This is a genomic window from Gordonia sp. NPDC003504 (genome assembly GCF_053587995.1).
The window spans coordinates 84,666-98,430 of the sequence record NZ_JBSFPC010000011.1 but is presented as its reverse complement, the minus strand read 5'-3'; the positions used below and the strand labels follow the sequence as shown (position 1 = coordinate 98,430).

The 13,765-nt window shown below is 65.0% G+C and carries 12 protein-coding genes; 7 read left to right on the top strand and 5 right to left on the bottom strand.

Annotation, left to right across the window (positions count from 1 at the left end; all coding sequences use genetic code 11):
• Window positions 1–52: 52 nt before the first annotated feature.
• The 6 genes from ACWDPV_RS18715 (at window position 53) to ACWDPV_RS18690 (ending at window position 4,984) form a co-directional block, all read left to right on the top strand.
• Window positions 53–601, top strand: a complete 549-nt coding sequence (locus ACWDPV_RS18715; protein WP_449744172.1) for a hypothetical protein — start codon at window positions 53–55, stop codon at window positions 599–601.
• Window positions 602–700: 99 nt separating this feature from the next.
• Entirely contained in the window at window positions 701–1,474 is a 774-nt protein-coding gene (locus ACWDPV_RS18710; RefSeq protein WP_449744171.1) for a DUF2127 domain-containing protein, read from the top strand.
• A gap of 136 nt (window positions 1,475–1,610) precedes the next feature.
• Window positions 1,611–2,780, top strand: a complete 1,170-nt coding sequence (locus ACWDPV_RS18705; protein WP_449744170.1) for an SPFH domain-containing protein — start codon at window positions 1,611–1,613, stop codon at window positions 2,778–2,780.
• Window positions 2,781–2,808: 28 nt separating this feature from the next.
• Window positions 2,809–4,080: a hypothetical protein gene (locus tag ACWDPV_RS18700; protein WP_449744169.1), complete on the top strand. Its 1,272-nt coding sequence runs from the start codon at window positions 2,809–2,811 to the stop codon at window positions 4,078–4,080.
• Window positions 4,077–4,556, top strand: a complete 480-nt coding sequence (locus tag ACWDPV_RS18695; protein ID WP_449744168.1) for a hypothetical protein — start codon at window positions 4,077–4,079, stop codon at window positions 4,554–4,556. Before ACWDPV_RS18700 ends, ACWDPV_RS18695 begins: the two co-directional genes overlap by 4 nt.
• 182 nt (window positions 4,557–4,738) lie before the next feature.
• The gene (locus tag ACWDPV_RS18690; protein ID WP_425476214.1) at window positions 4,739–4,984 is read left to right on the top strand and encodes a DUF234 domain-containing protein; all 246 of its coding nucleotides are present in this window, start codon (window positions 4,739–4,741) and stop codon (window positions 4,982–4,984) included.
• A gap of 149 nt (window positions 4,985–5,133) precedes the next feature.
• On the opposite strand, the gene ACWDPV_RS18685 is transcribed toward ACWDPV_RS18690, so the two are convergent.
• The 5 genes from ACWDPV_RS18685 to ACWDPV_RS18665 are packed head-to-tail and all read right to left on the bottom strand — an operon-like array spanning window position 5,134 to window position 12,926.
• A complete protein-coding gene (locus tag ACWDPV_RS18685; RefSeq protein ID WP_449744167.1) occupies window positions 5,134–5,619 on the bottom strand; it encodes a hypothetical protein in 486 nt (161 codons plus the stop codon).
• A complete protein-coding gene (locus ACWDPV_RS18680; RefSeq protein WP_449744166.1) occupies window positions 5,616–6,470 on the bottom strand; it encodes a ParA family protein in 855 nt (284 codons plus the stop codon). Before ACWDPV_RS18680 ends, ACWDPV_RS18685 begins: the two co-directional genes overlap by 4 nt.
• A gap of 41 nt (window positions 6,471–6,511) precedes the next feature.
• Window positions 6,512–9,463: a Z1 domain-containing protein gene (locus tag ACWDPV_RS18675; RefSeq protein WP_449744165.1), complete on the bottom strand. Its 2,952-nt coding sequence runs from the start codon at window positions 9,461–9,463 to the stop codon at window positions 6,512–6,514.
• Window positions 9,460–10,905 (bottom strand): ATP-binding protein, encoded by a 1,446-nt coding sequence (locus ACWDPV_RS18670; RefSeq protein WP_449744164.1) that lies wholly within the window; start codon window positions 10,903–10,905, stop codon window positions 9,460–9,462. The genes ACWDPV_RS18675 and ACWDPV_RS18670 overlap by 4 nt, the downstream gene beginning before the upstream one ends.
• Window positions 10,902–12,926 carry a hypothetical protein gene (locus tag ACWDPV_RS18665; RefSeq protein WP_449744163.1) on the bottom strand — a complete coding sequence of 675 codons (2,025 nt, stop codon included), beginning with the start codon at window positions 12,924–12,926 and terminating at the stop codon, window positions 10,902–10,904. Before ACWDPV_RS18665 ends, ACWDPV_RS18670 begins: the two co-directional genes overlap by 4 nt.
• Window positions 12,927–13,123: 197 nt before the next feature.
• Here ACWDPV_RS18665 and ACWDPV_RS18660 point away from each other — a divergent pair, with 197 nt between their 5' ends.
• The gene (locus ACWDPV_RS18660; RefSeq protein WP_449744162.1) at window positions 13,124–13,735 is read left to right on the top strand and encodes a DUF4262 domain-containing protein; all 612 of its coding nucleotides are present in this window, start codon (window positions 13,124–13,126) and stop codon (window positions 13,733–13,735) included.
• The last annotated feature ends 30 nt before the right edge of the window (window positions 13,736–13,765 follow it).

The following is a 13,765-nucleotide window of genomic DNA, read 5'->3' as shown; positions in this document are numbered from 1 at the left end:
CGCGCGTGCACGGAAGCATCGCGCGAGGCGGGAACCGTTACCCTGGCAGCCCATGGGGGTCGTCACCGAATCACCGCCGCGCTGGTGGCGGGTGTCGGCGTGGTCCATCGTCGTCTCGACCGCCGTGTGCTGCGCACTTCTGATGCTCGGCGACCTCGAGTGGATCGGCTTCTTCTGGCCACTGATCGCGCTGGTCGCGCTGGTGTGCATCGGCGGCGCCTGGCTCATCACGACGGCGATCGGCGCTTTCTTCTATCGCGAATGGCGACTGCCGGCGATCGCTGCTGCCCTTGTGGCCGTCACGGTCGTCGTCGGATGGTTCGGGCTGACCAATCGGGCATCGTTGTGGGCCTCATCGGCGGCGCTCGCCGATGTCGCCGACACCTGCACGTCGACGGATGCCGGATGGGTCGGGACCGTTCGGCTCGAGTCGGTCGAGAAGGTCGACGAGGTGTGTCTGCTCTATACGAAGGGCGGCTTCATCGACCGGACGGGGTACGCACTCCTGCCCGACGGTCCGCCGCCCGACGCGCGGACGCGCCTCAACGTCACCTTCACGCGCTTCAGCGGTGACTGGTACCGCTTCATCTGGCACTTCTGAGAACCGAGATTCGGGCGTTCGCGACGTATCCGGCGACGAGGTGTGCCCACCGGATGACAGTCATGCTCGCCCACCGGAACCCGGCGGTAACCTGCCCGAATGGACTGGGAAGTACTGTCATGCGGGCTGCGTGGACACGAGACGTACCGGCCCGACGAAGCCGAGCTCGCCGACCGTCTCCAGGTGACCACCGTCGCCGGCGAAGCGTGGCGATGCCTGCGCTGCGGCGACTTCGTCGTCGGCGAGCCACGACGGCACGGTCCGGCCGACCATGCACCGGAAGTCCCACGAGGCGCATTGTTGCGCGACCTGATCATCATGCGGCTGCTCGCCGCCGAACGACTGATCCGCGGCCTGTTTCTGCTGGTGGCCGGAATCTTCGTCATCGAGCTGCGTCACAGCCAACAGTCATTGCAGGACAAGTTCAATCAGGAACTGCCCCTGCTCCGCCCGCTGGCCGACCAGATCGGCTGGAACATCGACGATTCCAAGGTCGTGCAGTGGGTAGAGAAGGCCACCAGCCTGTCGGCCACCGCCATCGTCCTCATCGGATGTGCGGTATTACTCTATGCCGCAAGCCAATTCGTCGAGGCTTACGGACTCTGGTTCGCCAAGCGATGGGGTGAGTACTTCGCGGTCATCGTCACCGGCGCGTTCATCCCACTCGAGGTCTACGAACTCCTCGAACGGACCACCGTGCTCCGCGTCGGACTGCTGACGATCAACATCGCCGCCGTGGTGTGGCTGATCTGGAGCAAACGCTTGTTCGGACTCCGCGGCGGTGGCGCGGCGTATCACGCCGAGCACAGTGCCGAGAGTCTGCTGACGGTGGAGCGCGCGGCGGTGGAATCACACGCCCAGGCCAGTCGCTGATCGTCCACGCGGTCACATCTCCCGGCCGCTTTGCCATTCGTCCGAACGTCCGACACGTCATACTGCAGATCACGCATATCGCCCTACAGTTGGGGGCTGCACGCGGACCGTTGCACACACGACATCGGAGGCCCCAGTGGGAGTCATCGCCAAACTCAAGGGTGAGCTCGTTGACATCATCGAGTGGCTCGATGATTCACGGACGACGCTGGCCTGGCGGTTCCCTCGCTATCAGAACGAGATCAAGAACGGCGCACAGCTGATCGTTCGCGAGGGCCAGCGGGCAGTGTTCGTCTACCGCGGCCAGCTCGCCGACGAATTCGGGCCCGGCCACTACGAACTCACCACCGAGAACCTGCCGATCCTGTCGACGCTGCAGGGCTGGAAGCACGGCTTCGACAGCCCTTTCCGCAGCGAGGTCTACTTCATCAACACCCGCCCGGTCACCGAGATGCGTTGGGGCACACCAAATCCCATCACCATCCGAGACCCCGAGTTCAAGTTGGTGCCGGTCCGCGCCAACGGCCTGTGCGTCGTGCGGGTCGCCGACCCGGCGATCTTCCTGCGTCAGGTGATCGGCACCGACAGCAACGTCGACGTCGACGAGGTCGGCGAGTTGTTGCGACGAGTGATCGCCCAGGCCTTCGCCGACCTCATCATCAAGTCCGGTGTCGGCGTCCTCGACCTGCAGGGTCGCGTCGGGGAGATCGCCGCCCAGTTGCGTCAACTGGTGGCCGAACGTGTCGACGACGAGTACGGCCTCGCCATCGACGACGTCATCCTCAACGTCTCCCTGCCCGAGGAGATCACCGCGGCGATCACGCGTGGCGTCGCCCGTGGCCTCGAGGAGCAGGGTTTCCTGGATCAGGTCGACGACATGCAGAAGTTCCAGCAGGGACGCCTCGGCGACGCCCTGGTGACCGGCGCACAGAACGGCGGCGGCGTCAGCGACTTCCTGGGCGCCGGAATGGGTTTGGCACTCGGACAGCAGGTCGGTGACGCGATCGCGGGCGCCCCGGCGGCGCAGCCGGGCGTGGCGCCGAGTGCACCACCGCCGCTGCCGACGGCGAGTTTCCATGTCGAGCAGAATGGCCAGGCCGTCGGACCGTACACCGTCGCGCAGATCCAGGCGTCGGTGGCGGCCGGCGCGGTCACCGCAGCGACACTGGTGTGGTCGCCGGAGTTGACCCAGTGGACCGCGGCCGGCCGGGTCCCGGCGCTCGCTCCCCTGTTTGCAGCGCCACCCCCGCTGCCGCCGCGACCGGCCACCCCACCGCCGCCGCCCACCGCCGGACCGAACGGCTGATCACCGCGCCGACCCTCGAGGACCGCAGATGAACGCACCCCAGCCACCCGGACCCGGGCAGTACCGGCCGCCGACACCACCGCCATTGCTGCCCCATGCGTCCGCGCCGCCACCAACCGTGCCGCACCCGGCCCCGCCACCACCGCCCCCGGTTCCGCAGCCACCGGTTGCTCAGCCCTCGCCGCCCGGGACGTTGCACGTCACGGAGAACACCCGCACCTTCCCCTGCGTCAACTGTGGTGATGACCTGGAATTCGACCCCGCGTCGGGCTTGTTGTCCTGTCCGAGTTGCGGATCCACCCGCGCGATTCAACTCGATCCCACCCAACACGTCGGGCAGCACGACCTGCGCGATCAGCGCGTCGGCCAACTCAGCACACCCGGACTGCTGTCGCCAAGTGACCCGGCGGCCGCCATCGAGCATCAGGTCACCTGCCAGAACTGCGGCGGCGCAGTCATTTTCACCGGAACGCTGACCGCCACCCGCTGCCCGTACTGCGCCTCGCCGATCCAGCGCGGCGACGTGCACGCCGCGCCCGAGGTCCTGCCGGTCGACGGGGTGATCCCGTTCCGGGTCGACGACGATGCCGCAACGAAATCCATTGAACAGTGGATACATTCACGATGGTTCGCTCCGTCGGAGTTCAAGAAGTACCGACAGCTGGGATCACTGCAGAGCGTGTACTTCTCGTATTTCAGTTACACCACCACGGCACACACGTCGTATCAGGGTGAACGCGGCGACGACTACACGGTGACCGTGGGTTCCGGCAAGGACCGGCGCACCGAGACCCGCACCCGCTGGCGTTCGGTGAGCGGACTCGTCACCGACCAGTTCACCGAGGTGCCGGCCCTGGCCAACGACGGCATCGATCCGCATCGGGTCGAGGCGCTCAAACCGTGGCCGGTCGAGCAGGCCCAGCCGTTCACCGGGCAGTTCCTCGCCGGGCATCTCGCGCGCAGCTATGACCACGGGCCCGACGAGACCTTCGGCCGTGCCCGCGCCGAGGAGATCGACCCGGCGATCGAGTCGTCGGTGCGCAGCGACATCGGTGGCGACAAACAGCGAATTCACTCCTCGCACACCGACTTCAATCCCCTGCGTTTCCGCTACCTGCTGGTGCCGATCTGGCTGCTCACCGTGATCTACGGCGGCAAGCCCTTCCAGGTCTACATCAACGGTGTGACCGGTGAGGTCCAAGGCGACCGGCCCTACAGCGTGGTCAAGATCGTCTCCGCGATCACCGCTGCGATCATCGTCATCGTCGGAATCTTTGTGCTGTACCGGTATCTGTCATGATGATCCTCGTTCTCGGCGCCGCCGTGGTGGTCGGCATCGCGCTCGTTGTGGCACTGGTGATTGTCGTCGTCGTGCTCATCAGATCCGGGCGGCAGCAATCGGAGAGTTCGGCGGTCCTCTATCCCGGACATCAGCCGAGTGCACCACCTGGTTGGGCGCTCGGCCATGATCCGGAGGTACGCCTCTACCGGCGCATGCAGCACGCGATGGGCCCGCTGTATGCGGTCTCCACGGGGGACGCCGGTTTCATCGACAGCCGCGTCCGACTCGAACTCTCGGTGGCGCAGATGGGTGCGCAGTTGGTGGCGCTGTCCGGCGCGGATCGCAGGTTCACCGGGCCGGTGCTCGACGGCGCCAACGTCTGGGTCTCCCACCTGGAGGCACTGATACCCGGCCTGCTGGCCGGCTCACCGGTGTCCTATGCCGAGGTCGACAGACTCGTCGGCGAACTGCCGAAGGCGTTGGGGCGCGGGTAGTCGACGTCGTGGTCGGCCACATCATCTTGAGCCAACTCACCCGCGGCGCGTGGGCACGACCCTGTTGATCAGCGAGTTCGGTCAAGACCTGCCGATGGTGATGTACACGGCGACCGGTCAGGCCGAGCGCGGCGAACTCCGGGTGGTCGCGCACTACCGAACCGAGATCGAACGAGGGCTCGGTGACTCGATTCTGCCGGTTCTCGTCGAGTCCCTCAACGATTTCATGGGGGGCTCGTTGGGAGGATATGGTGACCCGCCACGTGCGGCGACTTGCCGCCGACGGCGTCATCGGTCCGGACATCATCGCCGTCGGACGTTGGTGGAACAAGACCTCCTCCGTCGAAATCGACATCGCCGCGCTGTCACGCCGCGGTCGCAGAGTGTCCGGTGTGCGGAGAGGTCAAGTGGCGCAGTGTCATCGATGATCCGCGTATCTTGCGTGGGCTTCAGCGCAAGGCGGCCGAGCTCGCCGGCGACGGTCCCGTCAGCTATCTACTGGCCGCGCGTGACAGGGTCGAGACAGACGAATCCGTCCTCACCGTTACGGCTACGGACGTATTCGCTTTGCAACGTCCTACCGAAACACGCTCCCCTTGTTCTCCGACGCCTCAACCCGTTCGACAATCCACGCACTGATGACGGCCGTGCTGCGTTTACGGCTCATCTCTTTACGAGTGTCGAGCTCCTCCTCGGCGATGATGTCGCGGAGTTGTTCGAGATCGAGTGCACCGAGCTTCTCGGCCAGCCCAGCCGCACCCGACTCACGGTAGACGACAAAAGGATCGAGGACCGCTGGCCGACGAACCTGCTTCTTCGCGGGCGCGCGCTTGCGCGGCGCGGGTGCCGCAACGGGAGTGGGCGCAGCTCCGTCAGAACGCAGCGAGTCGATGACCCCGACGAGCGCCGCGGCAAAACGACTCGACTTGTCGGCCTCGTCGATGATGACCCGGGTGAGACCGGCGATCAGTTGCGCCGCTTGCGGATTCTTGGTGTCGAGCTGTGCGAGCGCACCACCGACGGCCTGATACTCGATCCGACGTCGGGCGTCGTCGTTACTCATAGTTTCTCCTGCGCCTCGGTCATGACGTCGGTCGTCAGACTGCGGAATTGGTCGAACTGGCCCTGGTTTCCGTACTTGACCTTGAGAGTCCCGTACGAGGTGAACTCCGCGGCTGCGGCAATGGAATTCGACTCGTTGATGTAGCTCGGCAACACGTTCTGGATGGACGGATCACGGCGGAGACGTTTGGTTGTCGAACGGTGCACGGCGGAGTTGGCCTTGTACTTGGTGATCACCACACCCAATTCGAAGATCTCCCTGCCGATCTCGTCACCGAACCTGCGGACACGGTTCTGAATCTGCGGAATACCGTAGGTGGACAGATGATCCGGGATCGTCGGGATGATGTAGGCGTCCGCCGCGGCCAGCCCGTTGAGGGTTACCGGACCGATGTTCGGTGGGCAGTCGATCAGGACGTAGTCATAGAAGTCGATCACCGGGGCAATCGCCTTCCGCAGAAAGCCGGTGCCGTCACCCGAGGCGTCACCCCGTACCCGCAGCGCGCTCAACTCCTCCTGCATCTCGATGAGATCGAGCGAGGAGGCGAGCAGATCCACCGTCGTCACCTTCTTCACCGGTGACACACCGCGTTCGATCGCCTCGTCGAGCCGGAAGTACTGGGTGCCGTGGACGGCGTCGGAGAACAGCGAGGCGAGGGTCCGTCCGTTGGTGTTGAGTTCGAACCAGCGTTCCTCGCTGATCATCACGGTGGTGAGGTTGATCTGCGAGTCGAGGTCGATGAGCAGCACCCGCTGCCCGAACTCCGCCGACATGAACTCCGCCAACCCGCCGGTGACGGTGGTCTTGCCGACCCCGCCCTTCAAGCTGATCGTCGCGATCACCTTAGCCATGGAAAACTCTCACCTTTCTTACGATCACGCACTTCTTACGCTCACGCATCGACTATCGCTCCGGCCCCGACCTTGCGGACCGTGAACCCGACCTTGGGAGCCGGATCGGCCAGATACGGGAGTGCATAGGAAAACAGGGTCGCCACATCCCGCGGATCGGCCCGACCTCGCTTGTGCGCCCTGAAATGTCGACTCCCCTTCGGCGGATCGCTGGCGAACAGCAGGATCATTGCTCCGCGGGTCGGTTTCCGGAGCTGCGCGGCGAGCGGTCCGCCGACGTCCTTGTTGGGATTGCCGGCGATGTGCTCGATGGCATCCCGCTCACGCACCGCAGTGCCGGTGAATCCGGTGCGATATTCGGCCTCTTCACGTTTGCGGTTCACCAGGGGTAGTTCGGTCGGATAGTCACCGATCAGCACCGGCTTCTTGGTTTTCGGTATCGGCAACAGGATCGCGAGATCCTCGAACGCCCCGCGCTCGATCGCCGACTCGAAGGCCCTGCGGTGGGGTTCGAAGTCCCAGTTGACATCCCACACGAACCGACTGATGACGTCGAGAACATTCTCGGCCTCGACGATTCCGTACCGCGCATCGAAGACTCGCGGCGTCTGGTCCTTGTCGATGAACGAGAACGAACCGGTCTGGTCGAGCGCGTCGAGCAGCGGACGGACCGCGCGAAAATGGTTGGCATTGTTCGCTCCGTCACCGCGCGGGGCCTGCATCGTGAAACTGAAACTCTGGCCACCGACGCTGCGATAGCTCAACTCCGCGTTGTACATCTTGTTGGTGGCAGTCGGTTTGAGCCACGGGAGACGCTGGAACACCATCGGCGGCACGTCGCGGGGGGTGACCATCGGCTCGCCGGCCTCGTTGAGTCCCTTGAATCGCCGCAGTTCATCGCGGAACTCCTCCTCGTCGCCGACGATGGCCTCGAACGCCGCATACATGTCGACGACCGTCCCACCGGGACCGGGCACCTCCCGACCGATGAACAGCCGCACCAGATCTCGATACCCGGGCCGGAAACCGAACCACCGTCCCATCTGCATCAGCGTGTCCGCCTGCGCGGTTCGGCGGGTGTAGTACGTGGTGGTCAGCCCTTCGACGGTGAAACCACGACTCAGCTTGGTACCGCCGACGAGGATCTTCCAGACGGCCCGCTCCTGGAAGTCCAGCGGTTCCTGCATGTAATCCTTGTCCGCCGCCCCGTTGACGATGATCACCGGACTGACACCGGCCCCGATCCGGTCGCACGCCTCCCCGATGAACGCCTCGAGCTCCTCGAAGGTCGCCGGGGCCGGTGTCTGCGGCTCGGCCCGATCGGCCGAGACGACCCGGAAGTCGCTCTCCCACAATTTCTCCAGGCGCGCCAATCCGTGCGGTTGGCTGTATCCGGCGTTCTTCCAGAGGCTTTCGAAGTCTGCGGCCAGCGACTCGTGTTCTTGCTGCTTGACCGATTCATGCACGAGCATCGTGTGATGCCGGAAGTTCCCGGCGACGCCGCGATCCCGGCGGAACAGTTTGATGGCACCGGACAAGACGTAGGAGTCCAGTGCCCACAGCCGTTCGGCGTCACGGTCCTCGTCGCACTGGGCGCGCAGATCCCGGACAAACGCCTTCTCATTGGACGTGGCCGGGGTCTTCTCGACCGTCTCACTCAGATCGTCGTCGAGATCAACAGCGCCGTCGTGGAAGTCGGCACCTCCCATGTACTGATTGGGACGGTCGAGGCTGACGATGAAGTCGTTCGGAAAGATGTTCACCGAATCATCCGGATCGACAAAGACATTCGCGAACGGCGTTGCGGTGTAGCCGACATACTGACTGCGTCCGAGCCGCCCCAGGAGCAACGAAATCTGTTCGTTGATCGCGGTCCGCTCAATCCGTCCGGCGGCGAAGGTCTTGGGGTTCTGGGTGTTCACCGACGCCTGATCGGCCTCGTCGTCGATGATCAGGGTCGGGATCTGATCGAGCGGCGTGGGGATCCGTCCGACATCGGCCACGAGTTTCTTCAACACGGCCGAATTCTTCTTGACCACGGCAACCCGAACGTTGCTCTGGTAGAGGTTGATCGGGTCGTACAGCGGCTTCGCATGGTCGACGAACTCGTAGTGCAGGGTGCCGATCCCCTTCGCAAGAGCCTTGTAGTCATCGACACGACCGGTCAGTCGTCGAACCGCCGGTGCCGCGTTGGAGTGATTCGGGTCCAGTACATGATTGAGGAACTTGCCTGCATGCCAGTCCTCATCGTTGGCGTACTCCACCTCGTCGATGTTCTGCATACCGATGAGTTCCATGTCCAGCCGACGCTGAGTCTGGCTGCGCAGCAATTCGATCGTGCCGGTCAACACGATGATCAGCCGATAGCCGGCGTCGATCGCCTTCGCGATCACACCGGTGAAGTTGGCGGTCTTGCCGCTCTGCACGTACCCCACGACCAGTCCCTTGGACTGATACGGCTCGTCGCGGGTCGGGTCGGCCAGGCGCTGCACGACGGCATTGGTCGCCACACCCAAGCCCTCGACGGTATCCGACTCCCATCCCTTCTCGACGAGGAGCCGACGATAGGCCGACCAGTAGAAGTCTTGTGCCGCACGACGTTCCGGAACGTACCAGGGTTCCCAGGGTTGCGGAGCAACGATCACCGTTGGCCCGCCCGCAATCGGGAAGATCTCGGTCAAGGGATCGAAGGCCTCGGCGGGAATTCCGAGGAGCGTGAAGATCAGGGTCCGCCGTTCCGGGGTGTGGGCTGCGGTGCCGTCGATCCACGCCGCGGCCTCCTCCGCATCCCAGCGGGTCAGCGCCAATCGCACCGCCGACTGCACCGCGGTGGCTTCGTCGGAGACGATGACGTTGATTGCCTGATCCATGGTGACGGCGGCCGGGTCGTGGCCGGCATCCATCACACGGCCGGCCACCGCACCGAGGAATCGGGTGGGTGCGAGGTCGATCGTGAACTCGCGGACCAGCGCGTCGATCACCACGTCGATCACTGCTGACTCCCTTCGTCGGCGGCGAGTGCCGCGATCAGGACATGCTGCCAGGCGTCCATCTGTTCCACCTGCCGGGCACTGTGCCGAACGGCGTCGAACATGTCCTGCGCAAGGAGATACACCAGGGTCCGCAGAACAGGGACGTCGTCGGCGGAGCGCCGCCGCCCACCGAGTTGCCTGCGGAATCGAGCGTTCAGCCACAACGTGCGTGAATCCAGGTCGACCTCGAAGAACCGATCGGCGCCCAGCACACGCCACCCGATCCCGACCGGGTCCGCGGTCTCCACGAACGAGAAGCTGTCGGCGAACTCGTCGGCCACCTCGTCCGGCAGACCGATCCCGGGTTCTACGACGCTGATCGGACGACGTTGCACCCGGCGTGCCGCGACAGCCGTCGTGGCTGCATCGTCGAGGTAGCCGTCGCTCAGCGCGTCGCGGAGCGCCGATGACAGTGTCGCATCGAGAGTCACGCCGGATTTCTCCGGATTGACGGTGATGTGCTGGGCCACAACCTCATCGAGGTCGATCACCACCCGCGCCAGAGCCCAGTCCGGACGAGGTCGGAGCACCCCCAGCCAGCCGCCGGCCTGGAGCAGTCGGTCGTGGCGATAGACGAACAGTCCCTGCGAGTCACGACCGGGGAGACCGCCGAGTCGGTACTCGGGTGCCGAGCTGCGTGCGGGCCAGATATGCGCTGTCACGGTGTCGTCGAGGACCGCCAGCGGCCGCGGGTAGCCGGGTCGTCCGCTCACCCGGTAGCCCAACGGGTCGATCGCTCGCACGGAGCGGGGCGCGCCGGCCCGGCCGACACCCTCGTCGAGAACGTCGATCGTGACGGTGAGGCCCCTCCCGATCAGTCGGTGGAACACCAGTCCCAGCCGGTCCTGCAGGTCACCGATCGTGGTCTCGAGCCAGGCTCCCTGCTCATCCGCGGTCGCAGTGTTGGGGAAGGTGCGGATACCACGCCATTCGACGACGGTGCCCGTCTCGAGCGGGAATCGAGGCCGTGTCGTGGCAAGAACCGTCGCAGCATCCGCATCGGGTAGCACCGTGAGTCGCGGTGCATCATGACGATCGTCGACGGACAGCCTGCGCGCGACCGGATCGGATTCGGCTGCAACCGAATACACCGTCATGGTATCGGCCTGACTGAGCGACGCGGCCTTGAGTCCGACACCGAAGTGCCCCTGCTCGCCGTCACCGTAGGTACGGCTCACCCCGTAACGCATCGCCGCGTCAATGGTGTGGCCATCCATTCCCCGGCCGTCGTCGACGATCCGCAGACCCATGATCCGTTGGCCGGACTGCAAGAACCGGACCAACACATATCGGGCCCCGGCGTCGACGCTGTTATCGATCAGATCGGCAACAGCGGTCGCGACGGTGTGATGCAGGCCCAATGCTCGTTCTGTGGCGGTGAACTCGACGGGTTCGGTCGTCATCGTGCGGCCACCGTCCACGCCTGCTCCAGCAGCGTGGCGACCGTATCGTCGCGAGACTGGTAGCGACTGAGGATGCGGCGTGGTTTGGTGTCGGGATCGAGTCCGATCGCCGCCGCGAGCAGTGGCGCGGCGTCGGCGTCGGAGATGCTCTGCGGATCGGCCACGCCGATCAGTGCGAGCGCCCCGCGAATCGGGTCTGAGGGGTCGGTCTCGGCACCGGGCACGACGTCGAATCCCCCGTCTTCCGAGGAGACGAGGAATACCAGATCCCCAGACTGCGAAGACAGTTCATTCAGGAACCGGCGGATGGTCCCGCATGTCGGATTGGTTCCGGTCCAGCGCACCGTCTGCGTGCCGAGCCGACTGGTCAGCTCACGCACCGCGCCCCGCGCGCACCCGACCGACTGCGCCACACCGACCGGTACCGTGAATCCGGAACCACGGAGATGCTCAGCGGTTACGCGCAGACGGAAGCACCAGGTATCACCGATCCGATACAGCCGCCGCGTGGGCCGGACAACAACGGCAGGCGCGTCCGAATCCCCCTCTGTGGACCGATGTTCGGCACCGGCGGAATGTTCGGCCGGTTGTTCCGATCTCGACTCCACCCCGAGAGAAGTTGCCAGACACCACTTTCCGCCTACGTAAGTGAATCGCTCGTCGTCGCCGAGGTGCCGCTCGACGTACTGATCGGAGCGATCGGTGTTCAGCACATCGATCAGGTGGCCGATGTCGGTGGGCCCGAGTACCTCCAGTATCCCGGCAGCATGGTCGACAAGCCGGCGGGTGGACAACAGCACACTGTCGCCGATAACCGGAATCTCACAGTACTGCAACCACTCTCGGACTTCATCCGTCGACAGTCGAAGCGTCGTGGCCGCTACCTCGATGGGCGCGACGGCGTTATCGGATTCAAACTGCTCGAGCATGACGATCGTGCGACCCTTGGCCGAGCGCAGGTCCGGAGCCACCGCCCAGGTTCCGATGACCTCGAATCCGTCGTCGAGACGATCGAGGGCCAACCACAACGGCACACCCAGCGACGGCACCTCGGTCCGCAGCACCGGCGCCATGTCGAGTAGTCGGTCCAGCGAGGTCACCGGCCGGATCTCGGCGCGGATACTCGCGAGCAATCCGCCCGCGGTGGTCTCGAACTCACACGCGGCAGCGAGATCCTGCTTGAGTTTGGCGACGATCCCACCGGCGCGTGGCTTGCTCACGTGCAACCGCACGCTGAGCTGCCCCATGCTGATCGGTTCGGCAGCCATCACGAACTCGGTGAGTGCCAGCGTCTCCCGTTCATCGAGCTGTTCGATCAGATTCTCGAGTTCGTCGACCGGATTCGACTCCACCGTCCCGACGAAGTCTTTGCCCGTGATCGCCGCGATCCGGGTCGCGACCTCCTGCACCTGCTCGGGTGCGTCGTCCTCGATGTCGACGGCGATGAGAGGTAAACCAAGGCCGCCCCGTAAACCACGCCACCGCGCCAGCACACGGAGGTCCTCGACGAGTTGCACGGCCACCGGGCTGTCGGCATCTTCGTCGGGCGGTACCCCGGCCTCGGGTAACAGCAGGATGGACGCGCCGAGAACGCCTGCGGCGACCTCCTGCACGGTGTCGGGGCTCGTCCCCTTCAACGTGAACAAGGACTCCACACTCACCGACATCAGTGTCGGGACCAACGCACGGTCCGCCAGGCGTCGCACGACGGTCTCGGCCCGCGGATCCAGGCGCAAACCGGCGACGGGGATGGTCGGATCGAGGCGCGGTGCGAGCTCACCGAAGGTGGTGTTTCGATGTCGGCGGACGGCCAGACGGGCCAGGCCGGCGACGAGCTCCTCGAGCGATACGTCAGTGGCGGTGTCGCGTGGCGAGTCGGCGATCCACCAGTCCGAAACGTCGGGGACGAGTTCCTCCAGGCACACCGCATCCGCGGATTCGTAGCCGTCCAGCCACGGGAACAGGTCCACCCAGGTGTCATCACGCAGGTCGGCGGCGTCATATTCCGAAAACGCGAACATCACCCTCGAGTTCCAACATATCGCCACCACGCACGAGGTGATGATCTCCTCTGGCGAGCTTAGCCAAACCCGATCACCGCGCATCCCGAGCGGCGCGCGTATCCGAGGGTTCACTCACCCGATGGACATCGACTCCGAGGATAATGTCAGACCCTCCTGCTCTACTGACCTCACCCGTCGAACATCAGGAGTGTGACATGGCCGATCGTATCCAAGCCGTTCCCGGACTTCCCCGCTGGCATCCGAACCCGATCGTGCGGTCGGTCATCGAACGGATTCGCATCCACGGCTGGGCGGTGACCGCCGTCGGCGAGCACTGCACGGTCGAGGGATGCGACGGCTCCGACCAGCCGGACTGCCCGTTCGCGTACACGTCCGGGCTCGTCATGCACGACATCCCGGAACTGGCCGTCTATGGACTCGACATGGGCACCGCCGGTCGCGTCCTCAACGAACTCGGCAACCTTCTGCACACCTATGACTGGGCGAAGATCGTGGCCGCGAGGGCACCGATCCCACTCAAGTCTCTCGACGTACCGGTGATGCTCATCGAGATCATCGACAAGTCCGATCTGTGCATGAGCAACGAGATCTTCCCCGATACTCCTGCCCTGCAGGTGGTCTGGCCTGATGATCTCGGAACCTACCCCTGGGAGGCCGGGTACTCGCTCGCGGAGCGTTGCCAGACGATCATCGGGATCCCGCCGAGCACCACCGGTCGCGTCGTCGGCCCGCGCACCGTCTCCACCCACGATGGCCGCCACCGGATGGAACGACGCGCGGCTCAACGTCGCCGACCTCGGACGTGACGGACACGTCCGTCCGCCGGGCACAATGGA

What these genes read in the sequence shown, in the direction of transcription:
- ACWDPV_RS18685 (WP_449744167.1), bottom strand. Translation starts at nt 5,619, where the DNA reads ATGAGTAACGACGACGCCCGACGTCGGATCGAGTATCAGGCCGTCGGT.
- ACWDPV_RS18710 (WP_449744171.1), top strand. Translation starts at nt 701, where the DNA reads ATGGACTGGGAAGTACTGTCATGCGGGCTGCGTGGACACGAGACGTAC.
- ACWDPV_RS18670 (WP_449744164.1), bottom strand. Translation starts at nt 10,905, where the DNA reads ATGACGACCGAACCCGTCGAGTTCACCGCCACAGAACGAGCATTGGGC.
- ACWDPV_RS18665 (WP_449744163.1), bottom strand. Translation starts at nt 12,926, where the DNA reads ATGTTCGCGTTTTCGGAATATGACGCCGCCGACCTGCGTGATGACACC.
- ACWDPV_RS18660 (WP_449744162.1), top strand. Translation starts at nt 13,124, where the DNA reads ATGGCCGATCGTATCCAAGCCGTTCCCGGACTTCCCCGCTGGCATCCG.
- ACWDPV_RS18695 (WP_449744168.1), top strand. Translation starts at nt 4,077, where the DNA reads ATGATGATCCTCGTTCTCGGCGCCGCCGTGGTGGTCGGCATCGCGCTC.
- ACWDPV_RS18715 (WP_449744172.1), top strand. Translation starts at nt 53, where the DNA reads ATGGGGGTCGTCACCGAATCACCGCCGCGCTGGTGGCGGGTGTCGGCG.
- ACWDPV_RS18700 (WP_449744169.1), top strand. Translation starts at nt 2,809, where the DNA reads ATGAACGCACCCCAGCCACCCGGACCCGGGCAGTACCGGCCGCCGACA.
- ACWDPV_RS18680 (WP_449744166.1), bottom strand. Translation starts at nt 6,470, where the DNA reads ATGGCTAAGGTGATCGCGACGATCAGCTTGAAGGGCGGGGTCGGCAAG.